12 protein-coding genes and 1 pseudogene are annotated in these 14,844 nt (G+C 44.2%); 3 read left to right on the top strand and 10 right to left on the bottom strand.

Annotation, left to right across the window (positions count from 1 at the left end):
- Positions 1 to 42 precede the first annotated feature (42 nt).
- Positions 43 to 681 (bottom strand): hypothetical protein, encoded by a 639-nt coding sequence (locus tag GSF13_RS01630; RefSeq protein WP_174169377.1) that lies wholly within the window; start codon positions 679 to 681, stop codon positions 43 to 45.
- 172 nt (positions 682 to 853) lie between these two features.
- Between GSF13_RS01630 and GSF13_RS01625 the strand changes: the two genes are divergently transcribed.
- On the top strand, positions 854 to 1,633 hold the full coding sequence (locus GSF13_RS01625) for a kinase (protein WP_206471882.1): 780 nt from the start codon (positions 854 to 856) through the stop codon (positions 1,631 to 1,633).
- Between the two features lie 26 nt (positions 1,634 to 1,659).
- On the opposite strand, the gene GSF13_RS01620 is transcribed toward GSF13_RS01625, so the two are convergent.
- The 9 genes and pseudogenes from GSF13_RS01620 to GSF13_RS01580 all read right to left on the bottom strand — a co-directional run bounded on the left by GSF13_RS01620 (position 1,660) and on the right by GSF13_RS01580 (position 10,968).
- Positions 1,660 to 2,505, bottom strand: a complete 846-nt coding sequence (locus GSF13_RS01620; RefSeq protein ID WP_010605214.1) for a Tim44-like domain-containing protein — start codon at positions 2,503 to 2,505, stop codon at positions 1,660 to 1,662.
- A 144-nt stretch (positions 2,506 to 2,649) separates the two neighbouring features.
- Positions 2,650 to 3,369 carry a DUF3379 family protein gene (locus GSF13_RS01615; protein WP_010605215.1) on the bottom strand — a complete coding sequence of 240 codons (720 nt, stop codon included), beginning with the start codon at positions 3,367 to 3,369 and terminating at the stop codon, positions 2,650 to 2,652.
- Positions 3,369 to 3,884 carry a sigma-70 family RNA polymerase sigma factor gene (locus GSF13_RS01610; RefSeq protein WP_010605216.1) on the bottom strand — a complete coding sequence of 172 codons (516 nt, stop codon included), beginning with the start codon at positions 3,882 to 3,884 and terminating at the stop codon, positions 3,369 to 3,371. The genes GSF13_RS01615 and GSF13_RS01610 overlap by 1 nt, the downstream gene beginning before the upstream one ends.
- A 156-nt stretch (positions 3,885 to 4,040) precedes the next feature.
- Entirely contained in the window at positions 4,041 to 5,672 is a 1,632-nt protein-coding gene (locus GSF13_RS01605) for a BatD family protein (RefSeq protein WP_211865783.1), read from the bottom strand.
- Positions 5,666 to 7,639, bottom strand: a complete 1,974-nt coding sequence (locus GSF13_RS01600) for a VWA domain-containing protein (RefSeq protein WP_211865936.1) — start codon at positions 7,637 to 7,639, stop codon at positions 5,666 to 5,668. Before GSF13_RS01600 ends, GSF13_RS01605 begins: the two co-directional genes overlap by 7 nt.
- Positions 7,640 to 7,646: 7 nt before the next feature.
- Positions 7,647 to 8,630, bottom strand: coding sequence for a VWA domain-containing protein (locus GSF13_RS01595; protein WP_211865781.1), 984 nt, complete (start codon positions 8,628 to 8,630; stop codon positions 7,647 to 7,649).
- Entirely contained in the window at positions 8,623 to 9,054 is a 432-nt protein-coding gene (locus GSF13_RS01590) for a DUF4381 domain-containing protein (RefSeq protein WP_010605220.1), read from the bottom strand. Before GSF13_RS01590 ends, GSF13_RS01595 begins: the two co-directional genes overlap by 8 nt.
- Positions 9,055 to 10,007, bottom strand: a pseudogene (locus GSF13_RS01585) (DUF58 domain-containing protein). It lies immediately after the preceding gene.
- Positions 10,008 to 10,011: 4 nt separating this feature from the next.
- The gene (locus GSF13_RS01580) at positions 10,012 to 10,968 is read right to left on the bottom strand and encodes a MoxR family ATPase (protein WP_211865780.1); all 957 of its coding nucleotides are present in this window, start codon (positions 10,966 to 10,968) and stop codon (positions 10,012 to 10,014) included.
- A gap of 268 nt (positions 10,969 to 11,236) precedes the next feature.
- Here GSF13_RS01580 and fadI point away from each other — a divergent pair, with 268 nt between their 5' ends.
- Together fadI and fadJ are read left to right on the top strand one after the other, a co-directional pair.
- Positions 11,237 to 12,547: an acetyl-CoA C-acyltransferase FadI gene (gene fadI, locus GSF13_RS01575; RefSeq protein WP_010605222.1), complete on the top strand. Its 1,311-nt coding sequence runs from the start codon at positions 11,237 to 11,239 to the stop codon at positions 12,545 to 12,547.
- A complete protein-coding gene (gene fadJ, locus GSF13_RS01570) occupies positions 12,547 to 14,649 on the top strand; it encodes a fatty acid oxidation complex subunit alpha FadJ (RefSeq protein ID WP_174169370.1) in 2,103 nt (700 codons plus the stop codon). The genes fadI and fadJ overlap by 1 nt, the downstream gene beginning before the upstream one ends.
- Positions 14,650 to 14,844: the final 195 nt, after the last annotated feature.

Raw genomic sequence — 14,844 nt, 5'->3', positions numbered from 1 at the left:
TAAAACCACCATTTATGAACTAATGGTGGTTTAATTGTTTTTTTAGAAAGGATCAGGACATTTTCCTTTACAAGGGTAGCCATTCCATCTGAGGATGATATTTCGCGATGTTGAGGATGAATAACCATCGTTATCACGAACTTTAGCCATTACAACGAAAGAGTCTCCATCTTGTCCAACAAGCTCAGTGGATGAACCACTCTGTTTTACGCCATTAACCCAAAGCTCCTGAGAACCAATCGAACCATCTTTATCTCTGGCAACGATATACACATGTTTATTAGCACTACCAGCTATTGCACTATGCCAAATTTCGACCGACGGTTTATAGTCACACACAGTTTCATAAACTGCTTCCGAATGAGAAAAAGGAACATTATGTGCTGTACAAGATACTAAGTGAGTTTCTCGTAAGCGTGCCCCAGTAACTCCGGTAACCCACTGTTCTACTAATTCTTGTAGCTGAGCGCTATTTGAAGTTTGTAATGGTATATACTTGCGAATTGTAACAAAGTTATCATCCACAACATGACAACTTCCAATTCCAGAGGGACATGTGCTATAGGCATATTCACCTACGCACGAAGCTTCACCTTCATAAAAGTTTTTAGTACCTGTTTGCTCACTTCTGCAGTTAACCGGTTCATACTCTATGGCATTTGAGAGGCATGAAACACACATTAAAATTGAATAGATTATTGCTTTTATACGTTTTCCTTATTGTTTTTATATTACATACAAAAGATATCTTTTTATTTCTTAATGGTAAATATTTGGTATCTTGATTTTTTGGTTTTATAAAGTGGTGATCGAAATGGCTTTGGCTTATAAGTTAAAGAGTAGGATAGACAAGATGTTTTCAACTGGAGGCTTCTCATACCCTCTATTAGTAGGAATTTCTGGCGTTCAGGGCTCTGGTAAATCAACACTCAGCTATTCTCTTTGTAAACAACTTAGGGGAGTTGGCATTACCTGTAAGTGTGTGTCTCTTGATGATTTTTATTTAGACCCAGAAGAGCGGGCAGTGCTTGCTTCAAAGTTTCATCCGCTGTTTCAACAAAGAGGCTTGCCTGGTACACACGATCTGCAACTATTACAAGATGTTATAAGCAGGTTTAAACGCGGCGCAGCATTAATTTTACCAGTATTCGATAAATCAATAGATAGGAAGTTGCCAAAATCAACATGGCGAAAAGTTGATGCGGGTTTACAGGTACTTATTATCGAGGGATGGTGTATGGGATTGGAGGAGCAGCCTAGCGATGAGTTAGCATCTCCCGTTAATCAATTTGAGCAAGAGTTTGATAAAGACGGTTCGTTTCGCTTAAAAGTGAATCAAATTTTATGTGAAGAGTATCAAGCTATTTTTTCACAATTAGATAGTCTCATTTATTTAAATGGAATGAGCTTCGACAGAGTATATCAGTGGCGGCTGCAACAAGAGCATGTGCTCAAAGCATCGAACGGAAAAGGGATGAGTGATGAGCAAGTTAGACAATTTATTCAGCCATTTCAACGCCTATCGGCATGGGGAATGCGAAGCTTGCCAAGAATAGCGGATATTGAAGTGTGTTTGGGTGAGAATAGAGAAGTGCTGCAAATAAACACTCAGCTTGGCGAATACACAAGCTGAGTGTAATTTTTGTTAAAGTTGATGAGTTATGCTGCTAGTTCTTCAACACCAACGATTAGCCAAGGTGCATCTCCCGTCGTTTTACGCTCTAAGTGCCATATTTCGTGGATAGGTTCCTCTTGCATATCGCCGAGATCACGATATTTTCCAGTAAACTTAATGCTTACTTCCCAAACGTCAGGACGTGTATCTGCACGAACTAACTCAGCGTCAACAAACATCACCTCAGTGTTAACGTCACCTTGTTGCTCTCGTTCACGCTTGAACTCTTCAACCAACTCTGGGCTCAAGTATTCAGAAACCGTCGAAAAGTCGTTGTTATTCCAAGCGGTTTGGATGGTTTGATAATGCTGTCTTGCGCCTTGTAAAAAGCCATTGATGTCAAAATCTCTCGGCAAATTCATAGGCACGCTACTTGCGCCAAAACCACCGCCAATTGGTCCTTGGCTTTGAAATTGCTGTGGTGGAGTATTGTTGTAGCCACCCATAGGTGGCGCGCCGGCATAAGTTGGCTGCTGTTTTCTTGCAAGCATGCCCTTAACCAATTTGAAAATTAAAAAGGCAGCAGCGGCAAGCAGAATCATCTCAAGGAATTGGAATCCTTCAAAATCATCGCCAAGCATCGCGGCAATTAGACCACCGGCTAGTAATCCGCCGAGTACACCAGCCATAATGCCTTTTTTACTCGATTTAGGCTTTGCTGTAGATTTTGCATTTAATGCTTGTGTATCAGTTTGTTGCTTTTGCTGAGTCGTTTGCGTTTGCTGGGTTTTGCCTGAGCTCTTACTACCAAACTTCTTTCTCGCTTCAGCATTAAAACTGGCTGTAAATAAAAAAGAAACAAGGGAAAGTAACACAATGAAATGTTTCATAAAGTTCCTATATACCAAAATAACTGTCGCCATTGTAAAGAACTAACATGGCTATTTAAATAGGTATGTACCTCAATTAAATTTGTATTTTGAGAGGTTTAGTAAGGATATTGAGACACCGCCCCAAAGAGTGGGGCGGTAGCATTATAACCAGCGTAGTGAGCTTGTCACTTCTGATTGGAAGGTTTCAATTGGCGCACCTCGGTTTGCCACCAGTATAGTGTTGGCTTTACCATCATGGGCAATTAAGCCCTCAAAGCGGCTATCACCAAAACTATCTTTGCCGTCAATCGTACTTTGTTGACCTGCTGGCACGACAAAAACCGTGAGTGGACCAAATTCGGATTGCATAACCAAGTGAAGGCTTTTTTGGCCTTTAAAATTACAAAATGTCGCGTAAACCACTTTACCCGGCAAGTTGTCGAACTTACCCCCAAACATCGCGAGTTTCTCATTCACGGTTTGCAGTGACACTGTTTCTTGCTTCTGCAGTGCATTTTCTTCGTAATACACATGAGCAAGCGCATGTTCACCGGTATCGACAGGGTGTCCAAAACCGCCAAAGTAAAAGACCACGGCGGCAAAAAATACACTGGCGGCAATCGCAAATGGTGCGGTAGCGCGTCTAAACCAAGACGCTTTCACCACTTTTTGTTCTTCCGTTTCAAGCTCCTTTTGTTTTGCAATTATCTTGTCAGCCAACCCCTCTGGCACATCAATATCGAGTGATTTACCCAAGAAATCGTCGAAAGCTTGCATTTCTTCAACCAGCACTTGCAACTCAGGTTGCTGTTCGGCCTGTTTTTTGACCTCTTCATCATGAGGATCAGCAACGAGGCGGCGTCGAAATTCGAGTTCATCCATTAGTTTGATGCCCCCTTTATTGGTTCATATTCAGTCGTTAAAGCGTCTTTCAGCTGGTTTCGAGCACGGTATAATCTTGTCATCACCGTGTTTTTATTCAGCTCAAGTATATCGGCGATTTCATCCCCAGAACATCCCATCACCACTTGCAGAAGCAGTGGTTCACGATATTCTGGTGCTAAGTTGGCTATTTGTCGTTGCACAACGGTTTGCTCCATTGCATCATCCAAAGCCGAACTGGTATCGTCGACCAGCGTATCTTGTTCAACCTCCGCATAGTCAAATTGCTTACGCTCAAAACGACGTGCATTCTCTCGTCTTAAAATAGTTAATAACCAAGGCTTTGCTGCATTCTCATCTTGTAATGAATCGAGTGCGCGCCAAGCCCGCAAAAAAGTTTCTTGTACTAAGTCTTCTGCTATTGTCGGATCGCCAGACAACCAATAAGCGAACTTATATAGCTCTTTGTGGTACATCCGAACCAGTGACTCGTAGTGATGTTGTTTACTGGCCATATCTATGAGACCTATCTTTTTGCAGGTTTATTTCAACAAAAACTCATTTTATTTTAGTTGATTCTGGGAGTGTATCTCACACCAAGCATAATTGATCTGTTAATTATTTACTAACAAATCTAACTCGTCTTGCAATAAAAAAGCGCCCTGAGGCGCTTATTGGTATAGATTACCTAAACTTTGGCTTTTATTTGTGTGAACAGTGCTTTTAACACTGGTTTTAATTTCACCATATAGTTGAGACAAGTCTACTTTTTCTCTATTGCCTCCATACAACGAGCTTTGCAGCGTTTGTACTTGTGCTCGCAATGAGCTGGGTTGAAGTGCTAGCCATTGTGCCATGGTGATATTTTGTTGTTTGGTGTAGTGCAGTAGCGCTTGATAAAAGCCCGCTGGGTTATCTTGCTTAACCGCTTTTTCAAACGAAATAAAAGGTGCTGAATTTTCATCAGTGACCGTATTTACTATGGGGCTTGCGGTCGGTTTTGTTCTTAGACGCCATATTAGTAATGTTATTAGCCATAATGCGTATCCGAAAGCGGCGAGTCCCCACATCCACAGCGGGATAATTTGTTCTGTGACCACGTTGGTTTGCGTAGCCGTTGATGGATTTACGCTTGGGCTTGAAAGCGGCTGCTGGATTGGAGCGGTCTGTGGTAAGGCTGGCTGGTTTGGATCGAGAATCACGCTGACAGACTTACTTGGTAATGTCGCAAACTCTTCACGTTTAGTGATGGTGTTAAACCAAGGTAGTTTTACTTCGGGCAGAGTAAAATCACCGGCGAGTTGCGGTAGGTAAGCAAAAGAAATGGTTAACTGTGAGATGACTTTTCCATCTCGGGTAATTTGCTTACGCTCTGACGCGTCTGGATAAATTCTAAAGCCATTAACGTCTTCGAGCTGAATGTCAGGAAGCTGCTCTTTAGTAACACCCACTGCAGTGAGTGTTAGTGTTCGCGTGATAGGCGTCCCAACCATAAACTCGGTATCTTTGGGCTGCCATTCTTCAGAAAAATTCAAATACTCACTGGGCAGCCAGTTATCAGCAGCGTTAGCTGGAATTGGAGATACTGAAAAGTCAATGGTATTGCCAACCGCAGAAGTCGCCATTCTACGATAGCCATCTCTGATCTGGCCGTTGAAGATAGGTGGTTCAATAGTGAAATTGCCACTCTTTTGCGGTTGGATCATGTATTCTCGGGTGAGCACCATGTAGCGTCGGCCGTCAATAACTACGTATTCTTCATTAGCTTTGCCCAATTGTGTGAAGTTAGCACCATCTGAGATTGGGGCACTCAGTTGGCCATCTAGTAGTTCCTTTCCTACATAGAGCTTAACGGTATAAAGCGCAGCCTGTTGAACATAGAGATTTTTTGTCTTGAGTTCGGTTTTTACGAATATATCTTCACTTTGCTGCTCATCATCACGAGCAACAACTTTGATTTCGATCGGCTGGGTCGTTTCACCATCTACCTCTAACGAAGGAATGGTGTAAGTACCCGGAGTGCGAGCAACGAGCTGCATTTGCCAGGTAGTGGAGCTTGAAACACTACCATTAATGATACTGGTTCTAGAGCTGGTATTCACCGGGCTGGTGATAAAGTCGTTACTAAGCACAGAAACATCAGGAATAGTGCCTTTGACTTTGCCCTCAGCGATAATCGACAACGTGAAATATTCACCTGCGAGCACTGGGTTTTTGTCTACGCTGGCTGTGAGATTTTCCAATGCCAACGAGGCGTGGCTTAATATCAACAAAGACAGAAAAAATAGAATGCGTTTTACCATGATTTTTCAGCTCCTCTTGGTAGACGTCTTTGTTTGCGTTGTTGTGCTTCTAGTTGCATTTTATTTCTCAATAATATGGCCGGATCATCGGGTACTTTTCTAAGCAGTTGATTAAGCTGTTGCGCTTTCTCTATTTCTTCAGGGGTAAGTGGCCGACTATCTTGCATCATTGCAGCCTGTGCCTTTTCTTCATCCTGCGGTGGTTGCTCGGGATCGGGCGTAGGTGCGGCTTGCGCTTGCTGTTGTTTTTGCTCTTGAGTTTGTTCCTCGGCTGCTTGCTGGTCTTGGCGGGCAGCATCTAGCTCTGGCTCGTTGTTGTTTTGTTCTGACTCACTTCCTGCTTGTGAATTCTGTTGGTCTTGCTGACCTTGTTGGTCTTGCTGACCTTGTTGGTCTTGCTGACCTTGTTGGTCCTGCTGACCTTGTTGGTCCTGCTGACCTTGTTGGTCTTGCTGACTTTGTTGGTCTTGCTGACTTTGTTGGTCTTGCTGACTTTGTTGGTCTTGCTGACTTTGTTGGTCTTGCTGACTTTGTTGGTCTTGCTGACTTTGTTGGTCTTGCTGACCTTGTTGGTCTTGCTGACTTTGTTGGTCCTGCTGATTTTGCTGCTCTTGCTGGTCCTTTAACGCTTCGACTAGCGCTTTATTATCCTTCGCTTGCGTAAACTCAGGATCTAAGGATAAGGCTTTTTCGTAAGCAGAAATCGCGTCGTCTAACTTACCAAGCCGTGCTAGCGCATTGCCCAAATTGTATTGGCCTTCTGCTGAGCTTGTTTGCTCGAGTGTTTTTACTGCTCCTTCGTAATCTCCGGCTTTATAAAGGGCTGCGCCTTTTAGTACCGGATTATCGGCAAGCGCGGCCTCATCAAATGCTTCATTTTGGTAGGCCTGCAGCGCGTTTTGGTCGCTATTTTTAAACCACTGTGTCCATTCATTCGCCAGCGCTTTTTGCTGCGGCAACATCGCAAAAACAACCAAAGCACTGAGCATAACTGCGTGATTTCGAACCAATAGCAGTGCGAGTGGAATAAGTACAATCAACAGATATATTCCCGCATCTACTCGCCACTTAGCACTTTCTTGGTCGCGTTTAAGCACCGATGTATTTGCCCCCAAATTTGGCTTAAATGTCTCTATGTCACTGCTGTCAGCAGTATAGCTGGCAAATTTTCCACCCTTAACTCTAGCGAGTTTTTCAAGTCGAGTCGGGAATAACTTTGGTACGACTATCTGACCATATTGGTCTTTTAAAAAGCCGCCTTCAGGTAATTTGATTGGTGCGCCTTGCGCCGTACCTAAGGCATAGATACTTAACTTAAATGGGCTGTCAGAAAGAAGCTTTTGTACATCTTCTGCGTCTTCTTGTTCAAGTCCATCGGTTACCAAAATAATGTCACCATAGGTTGCACTTGCACCTGTTAACAAGCTAACGGCTTCTTCGATACCTGCATATACGTTAGAGCCTTTTGAGGGCATGATCTCTGGACGAAGGCTCGGGATCAAGTTCTCAAGAGTGGTGACGTCCGTTGTGAGTGGCGACACGGTAAATGCATCACCTGCATAAGCAACTAAACCCGTTTCGCCCTCTTTAAAGAGCTTGAGCATGTCTAAAGTTTTAAATCTCGCTTGTGTTAAGCGGTTTGGCGCGAGATCGGTTGAGTACATAGAATAAGACATATCGAGCACTAACACTCTAGGTGCCTGAGTTTTAAATACCGGTACTTCTTGTTTTTCGATACTTGGTCCTGCAACCGCAATAATGGCCAACAAAAAGAACACAATACTAAGCCAAGAGTTACTTTGTTTTTGGTGTTTTTGACCACTGGATCCCATCACCACCTTCATCAGGTGCGGTGCGATAAGTTGCGCTGATTTTTGATTGGACTTTTTAGACCATTGCAATGCACTGTATATCACCCAAGGAATAAGGAGCCAAAGCAGATGTGGGCGAATAAATTCAAATTCCATCATATATTTACCCTCTTAATTTTGTTCTTAATACGAGACTTATCTGAGCCACAAAAAGCAAGCCGAGTATCGCGAGGAGAGGAATATAAAACAGTGAAATCTTAGGACGGAAAGTCTGTGTTTCATCACTTATCGGTTCTAGCTCATCGAGCATAGCGTAGATCTGTTGTAGGCCTTCCACGTCTTTTGCACGAAAATATTGCCCACCAGTTTCTTTGGCGATATGTTGCAACGTTTTCTCGTCGATACTACTACCAGCCATAGAGTTAAAACCAAATAAACCAAAACCGCGTCTGCCATCAGAGCCAACGCCAACAGTATAAATCTTTATGCCTTCTTCTCGGGCTAAGATCAGTGCTTCTTCTGGTTGAAGGTTGCCCGCGGTGTTTTGACCATCGGTCAGCAAAATCAAGATTTTGTTACTTTGTTCACGTTCACCAAAACGCTTTACCGACAAACCAATAGCATCGCCAATCGCTGTGGCGCGTCCAACTAAACCAATTTGTGCCTCACTAAGCATTTGGCTAACCGTCGCTAAATCTCGGGTGAGTGGCGTTTGCAAAAACGCGGTGTCACCAAAAAGAATAAGTCCTAGACGATCTCCTTGGCGCGCTTCGATAAAGTCGCTAACAACGGCTTTGACGACAGACAATCTGTCCACTAAGCGACCTTGGTATTCCATATCTTGCTCTGTCATTGAAGCCGATAAGTCAACGGCAAGCATAATATCGCGTCCCTCGTTTGGCACAACGATTGGGTCGTCAAGCCAAGTCGGGTTTGCCGCTGCGGTTACCAGTAGTAGCCAGACGAGTGTTTCCACTAGGCTTACTTTTGCGCGCTTATTGAGTTGATTTGTGCTCGCGAGTTGTAACTTTGCGGCACTTGGCATACGAATATTAATGTTGGTCTGCGCGATACTCGGTTTAAACTTCGCAATTAGCCAAGGCAGAGGTAACAATAAAAAGGCAAGGGGCCAACTAAACTCAAACATCGAGACGCTCCTTCACTTTGAAGGTATTAATCGCACGACATAGTTTATCGCTGAGTGCGGGGTCTTGAGTCGGAGCATATAACGAGTCGAGCTCTTGCTGAGTGAGTTCAACGCGTGTAAGTCTTGCTTGCAGCGTTAACCATGCTTGGCCCGATCTACTCGCAGCGGTATCACCGTAATAATGTTTTACTAAACGTTTGAGTATGGTGTGTAATGCTTGGGCATTATCCTGCGAATGACTCAGTTTTACGGCTTCCTTTTTTGCCTTTAAAAATTGCTGGCGACGATATAATAGCCAACACGTAGCCGCAAATATTGTGAGTAGAACACAAATGGCTCCCCACATTGGATAAGAAAGTGGCCACCAGCTCACGCTTTGAGGGATGACCACATCATTAAGCTGGTCGAGTGGATTGACTTGCATTTAACCCCTCATGATTTGTAATTCGATTGGTAATGACGCGTCGTACTTTTGTAACGACATACCAGAGCGCTTAAGTAGCGCTAATCTTCGATTGAAAAAGTCAGACGCATTTTGCGAGAATTTGTCTCTAAATTGCTTGTCCATCAAGGGCAATGTCCAGTTTTGTTCACCAGCAGAGACCTCAATTGCTTGACTGTATTCAGGCAGATGATGCTCAAAAGGATCGCTTACCATACAACCAATGACTTCGTTATGGCGAGTGGCTCGCTCTAGCAATTTAAAGCTTTCATCATTCAACTCCGTAAAGTCCGAAATGAGATAAATCAGGCTGCCAGGTTTGGCTAGATGCACAAGTCGTTTTAAATTCTCATTGAAACGATCCCCGAGGGGTGAGTCTCTTTTTGAATTAATGCTTGTTCGTGTAGGGCACAGAACTGATGAGCTAGCGCAAGCACTCCACGGTCGCGAGCAATCGGTTTTAGCTCGTGGTGATTGCTGTCATTAAATACCACACCACCAACACGGTCGCCGCGTTGGCATGCAGCCCAAGACACCAAAATGCCTAAGTGCGCCGCAAGCACCGACTTAAGTAACAGCTTTGAACCAAATAGCATGCTTGAGGAAAAGTCACAAAATACAAAAACGGGGCGCTCTTTCTCTTCTTGAAAGAGTTTCGTGTGTGCTTCACCGGTACGCGCGGTAACTCGCCAGTCAATCGCACGAATATCATCACCATATTGGTATTGTCTGACTTCAGCGAACTCCATACCTCGACCTTTATGCGGTGCAAGGTATTGACCTGATTGAGCACTTTTCACTTTTCCTCTCGGTTTAAGCGAAAGTAAATGCGCTTTGGACTTATAAAAAAGTAGCTCTTTCAGGCTGAGTTCGACACCATTACTGTGGCTTTCATTAAACCAGCTGGCCGAGTTAAACTGCTTGATGTCGTTCATAGTATTATGGAACAGCAACCAATTCTAAAATCTTACTGATCACCTGATCTTTGGTGATCCCATCGGCCTGTGCTTCATAACTCAGCACGATACGGTGGCGTAGCACGTTATGCACCACAGCTTGAATATCTTCTGGTGTGACAAAATCTCTGCCTTGTAGCCAAGCATGAGCACGAGAACATTTATCAAGCGCAATTGTAGCTCGAGGGCTCGCACCATAATCAATCCAGCTTGCAAGCGTTGCATCAAAGCGTTGTGGCTGTCTGGTCGCAATAATTAATTGTACAAGATATTGCTCCAGAGGCTCAGCAAGGTGCATGCTTAGTACGGTTTTACGGGCCTCAAATAGGGTTGCTTGACTAATAGGTGTGAAGGTCGCTTGGTACTCCTCCAACGCCTCGCCACGAGTGAGGCGCAAAATATCGACCTCGGTTTCTGCATCCGGATAATCGATATTCAGATGGAGTAAAAAGCGGTCAAGCTGCGCTTCAGGTAGCGGGTATGTACCTTCTTGTTCAAGCGGGTTTTGCGTTGCCATTACCATAAATAGCTCAGGTAACGGATACGTTGTTTTGCCAACGGATATTTGGCGCTCGGCCATTGCTTCTAGTAGCGCTGATTGCACTTTGGCTGGCGCTCGGTTGATTTCGTCAGCCAAAATCAAATGATGAAAAAGCGGGCCTTTCTCAAATACAAATTCATTGGTTTGTTGGCGATAGATATCTGTACCAGTTACATCAGAAGGCAATAAGTCAGGGGTAAATTGGACGCGTTGGAAGCTCCCTTCAATGCCTTTAGCTAGCGCATTTACTGCACGGGTCTTAGCTAGACCTGGGGGGCCTTCAACCAATAAATGACCATCTGCTAAAAGCGCGATAAGCAAGGATTCGGTCAGTGCACTTTGTCCTAAAATTTGGGTGTCTAAATATTCTTTTAGTTGAGAAAACTCGTTTACTGCCATGAGACTGCCTTTTAAGCCGACAAAAATAAAAATAGTTATATGGACGCTGAATGAATAATCAAGTTGATTAGACCCATAATTTTAGAAAAGTTCATAAATTTTAAATAACAATTTCAAATACTTTGAGATTGCTTGAAAAAGCATCTAAAGTTGGTTTTCACGGTTTAAAAAGCAGCCATTTCGTGCTTTGCTATTGGCAACTTCGATTTGGTTGTTTAGAATCGGAGGAAATTAACAGGTCAGACCTGTCAGCGGGAGAGCAAAATTCATGTCTGAACAAAACATACTAAAAACATCAAAAGGCGACCGAATCGCTATCGTGAGCGGCCTGCGTACGCCATTCGCAAAGCAAGCTACCGCTTTTCACCACGTTCCAGCCCTAGATTTAGGTAAAATCGTCGTCAACGAAATGCTTGAGCGTTTGAACTTCGATCGTAAAGAAATCGACCAACTGGTATTCGGCCAAGTTGTACAAATGCCGGAAGCACCAAACATTGCGCGTGAAATTGTGCTTGGCACTGGCATGCCAGTTTCTGTTGATGCTTACTCTGTATCACGTGCATGCGCAACTAGTTTCCAGGCGATTGCTAACGTTGCAGAGAGCATTATTTCAGGCCAAGTGAGTGTCGGTGTTGCTGGTGGTGCGGATTCTTCATCAGTGTTACCGATTGGCGTGAGCAAAAAGCTTGCAGGTAGCCTTGTTGACTTGAACAAAGCACGTACGCTTAAGCAGCGTTTACAGATTTTCTCAAAGCTAAGACTCAAAGACTTACTGCCAGTGCCACCGGCAGTTGCGGAATATTCAACTGGCTTATCAATGGGGCAAACCGCTGAGCAAATGGCTAAGACTCACGGGATCAGCCGTGCAGATCAAGATGCGATGGCGCACCGTTCACATACCTTAGCTGCAAAAGCATGGTCGGAAGGCTTATTAAACAATGAAGTGATGGCTGCCCATGTTGAGCCATACAAAAGCTTTATTGATAAAGATAATAACATCCGTGAAAACTCCTCATTGGAAAGCTACGCCAAGTTAAAGCCTGTATTTGACAGACAGCACGGCTCAGTAACTGCAGCAAATGCAACGCCACTTACTGATGGTGCAGCGGCAGTATTAATGATGAGCGAAAGCAAAGCCAAAGCGCTTGGCTACGATATCTTAGGTTATGTGCGTAGTTTCGCTTTCTCTGCAATCGGCGTACACGAAGATATGTTGATGGGTCCTGCACATTCAACGCCTGTAGCACTTGACCGAGCGGGTATTACCCTTGCTGATCTTGACCTGATAGAAATGCATGAAGCTTTCGCAGCGCAAGCGCTGTCCAATATGAAAATGTTTGGCTCAGACAAATTCGCGCAAGAAAAACTTGGTCGCAGTAAAGCAATTGGCGAAATCGACATGGATAAGTTTAACGTGCTTGGTGGTTCACTTGCATATGGTCACCCATTCGCAGCAACCGGTGCACGCTTGATCACGCAAAGCTTACATGAGCTTAAACGCCGCGGCGGTGGTCTTGCATTGACAACTGCCTGTGCTGCAGGTGGTCTTGGAGCCGCATTCGTATTGGAGAGCGCATAATGTCAGTATTTTCTTATGAATTAAACGACCATAAAGTCGCCATCGTTACAATCGACGTACCGGGCGAAAAAATGAACACCCTACGTGATACATTTGCTGATGAATTATTAGAGATCATTGCAAAGAGTAAGCAAGACGACGTAACGGGTATGGTTTTTATCAGTGGTAAAGACGATAACTTTATAGCGGGTGCAGACATTAAAATGCTAGACAGCGCTAAAACCCGTGATGATGCGCTCGCGATTTCGGAAATGTGTCATAAAACCTTCTTTAAATTGGCTGATTTACCATTCCCGACCGTTGCTGCGATCCACGGTGTAGCACTGGGTGGCGGCTTGGAGTTTGCGCTGGCTTGTGATTACCGTGTATGTACTGAAGACAGCAAGACTAAACTGGGTCTTCCAGAAGTACAGCTTGGTCTATTGCCAGGTGGTGGCGGTACACAGCGTCTACCGAAATTAGTTGGTATTCAAAAAGCACTTGAATGGATGCTAACTGGTAAACAAGTTCGACCTAAGCAAGCGAAAAAAGCGGGCTTAGTTGACGATTCCGTGCCGCACAGTATTTTACTCGATGTAGCGGTGAAGCTTGCCAGAAAAGGTAAGCCTAAGCCTCGCAAACCGAATTTAGACAAAATTAGCCAATTGCTAGAGTCTAACCCGTTCGGACGCAATATCATTTTCAAAAAAGCACAAGAAAATGTTGAGAAGAAAACGGGTGGTCACTATCCAGCGCCGCTCGCTATCATCAAAGCGGTACGTGCATCTGTAGAGCTGGACAAGCTTAAAGGTTATAAAACCGAAGCCGAGGGTTTTGCTGATTTAGTGATGTCTGAAGTATCGCGCTCGCTACGTGGGATTTTCTTTGCCACAACGGAAATGAAAAAGGATTTCCAAGGTGAAGATCTTGCTCCTGTGAAGCGTGTTGCAGTGCTAGGTGGTGGCTTAATGGGCGCAGGTATTACCCATGTTAGTGCGGTTAAAGCAGGCACTCCAGTACGTATTAAAGATGTTGCGCATCAGGGCATTAGCAACGCATTAAATTACAGCTATAAGATCCTAACGCAACGCCAAAAGCGCCGTATTATTTCAAAGGCAGAGATGCAGTCAACTTTGAATATGATCACGGGGACAACAGATTACTCTGGTTTTAAACACACAGACATGGTGATTGAAGCTGTATTTGAAGACTTAGACCTGAAACAGTCGATGGTAGCGGATATTGAACGCGAATGCAGTGAGAGTACGATATTTGCAAGTAATACGTCATCATTACCAATCGGCCAAATCGCGGCAAAAGCAACGCGTCCTGAAAACGTAATTGGTTTGCATTATTTCTCGCCAGTAGAAAAAATGCCGCTGGTGGAGATCATTCCGCACGATACCACCAGTGATGAGGTTATTGCGCGCACTGTGGCGTTTGCTCGCAAGCAGGGGAAAACCCCAATCGTAGTAAAAGACAAAGCTGGTTTTTACGTAAACCGTATTCTGGCTCCTTATGTCAACGAAGCGGCAAATCTTTTGCTTGCCGGTGAGCCGATAGAGAAAATCGATCAAGCCTTGGTTGAGTTTGGTTTCCCTGTTGGTCCTCTTGCGCTTCTTGATGAAGTAGGTGTAGACATTGGCTCTAAGATTGCGCCAATCCTAGAAAAAGAATTAGGTGCTCGCTTTAAGGCGCCGGATGCTTTTGCACGTATGATAGATAGCAAACGTCTTGGTCGCAAATCTGGTCGTGGTTTCTACACCTATGAAGGTAAAAAAGGCAAGCAAGTGGACGAGTCAGTTTATGAGTTACTCGGGGTCACGCCTTCTCCTAAATTGAATAAACAAGAAATTGCGAACCGCTGCGTTGCACAGATGCTCAATGAGGCTGCTCGCTGTCTTGATGAAGGTATTATTCGTAATGCAAGAGATGGTGATATCGGTGCTATTTTTGGCATTGGTTTCCCACCATTCTTGGGCGGCCCATTTAGTTATATGGACAAAAAAGGTGCCAATAAGGTGTGCTCAGAGTTATCAACATACGCTGCTGATAACCCTGCATTTACACCTGCGGAGCCGCTACTTGCAATGGCTGAAGAAGGCAAAGCTTATTACGAGTAACGATACCAATTTATCTTAATTGAAAATATCCTATCTGTAAGCCGCTGTAATGCGGCTTTTTTCGTTCTCTGGTCTAGACTTAATAGCTGTAATGGTATGTAACTTTTGTACCATCGACATGGATTCTACAGCACCTAGACGGCCTCTAATTTCTTCTTTTGCACACTGCGCTCTAGGATTTGCTGAATTTGGACA

The organism is Pseudoalteromonas sp. M8, from assembly GCF_018141365.1.
Lineage (GTDB): Bacteria > Pseudomonadota > Gammaproteobacteria > Enterobacterales > Alteromonadaceae > Pseudoalteromonas.
This window is presented reverse-complemented; position numbering and strand designations above follow the sequence as displayed.

Coding starts and splice junctions, on each gene's coding strand:
- GSF13_RS01630 (WP_174169377.1), bottom strand. CDS start 681: ATGTGTGTTTCATGCCTCTCAAATGCCATAGAGTATGAACCGGTTAAC.
- GSF13_RS01625 (WP_206471882.1), top strand. CDS start 854: ATGTTTTCAACTGGAGGCTTCTCATACCCTCTATTAGTAGGAATTTCT.
- GSF13_RS01620 (WP_010605214.1), bottom strand. CDS start 2,505: ATGAAACATTTCATTGTGTTACTTTCCCTTGTTTCTTTTTTATTTACA.
- GSF13_RS01615 (WP_010605215.1), bottom strand. CDS start 3,369: ATGGATGAACTCGAATTTCGACGCCGCCTCGTTGCTGATCCTCATGAT.
- GSF13_RS01610 (WP_010605216.1), bottom strand. CDS start 3,884: ATGGCCAGTAAACAACATCACTACGAGTCACTGGTTCGGATGTACCAC.
- GSF13_RS01605 (WP_211865783.1), bottom strand. CDS start 5,672: ATGGTAAAACGCATTCTATTTTTTCTGTCTTTGTTGATATTAAGCCAC.
- GSF13_RS01600 (WP_211865936.1), bottom strand. CDS start 7,639: ATGGAATTTGAATTTATTCGCCCACATCTGCTTTGGCTCCTTATTCCT.
- GSF13_RS01595 (WP_211865781.1), bottom strand. CDS start 8,630: ATGTTTGAGTTTAGTTGGCCCCTTGCCTTTTTATTGTTACCTCTGCCT.
- GSF13_RS01590 (WP_010605220.1), bottom strand. CDS start 9,054: ATGCAAGTCAATCCACTCGACCAGCTTAATGATGTGGTCATCCCTCAA.
- GSF13_RS01580 (WP_211865780.1), bottom strand. CDS start 10,968: ATGGCAGTAAACGAGTTTTCTCAACTAAAAGAATATTTAGACACCCAA.
- fadI (WP_010605222.1), top strand. CDS start 11,237: ATGTCTGAACAAAACATACTAAAAACATCAAAAGGCGACCGAATCGCT.
- fadJ (WP_174169370.1), top strand. CDS start 12,547: ATGTCAGTATTTTCTTATGAATTAAACGACCATAAAGTCGCCATCGTT.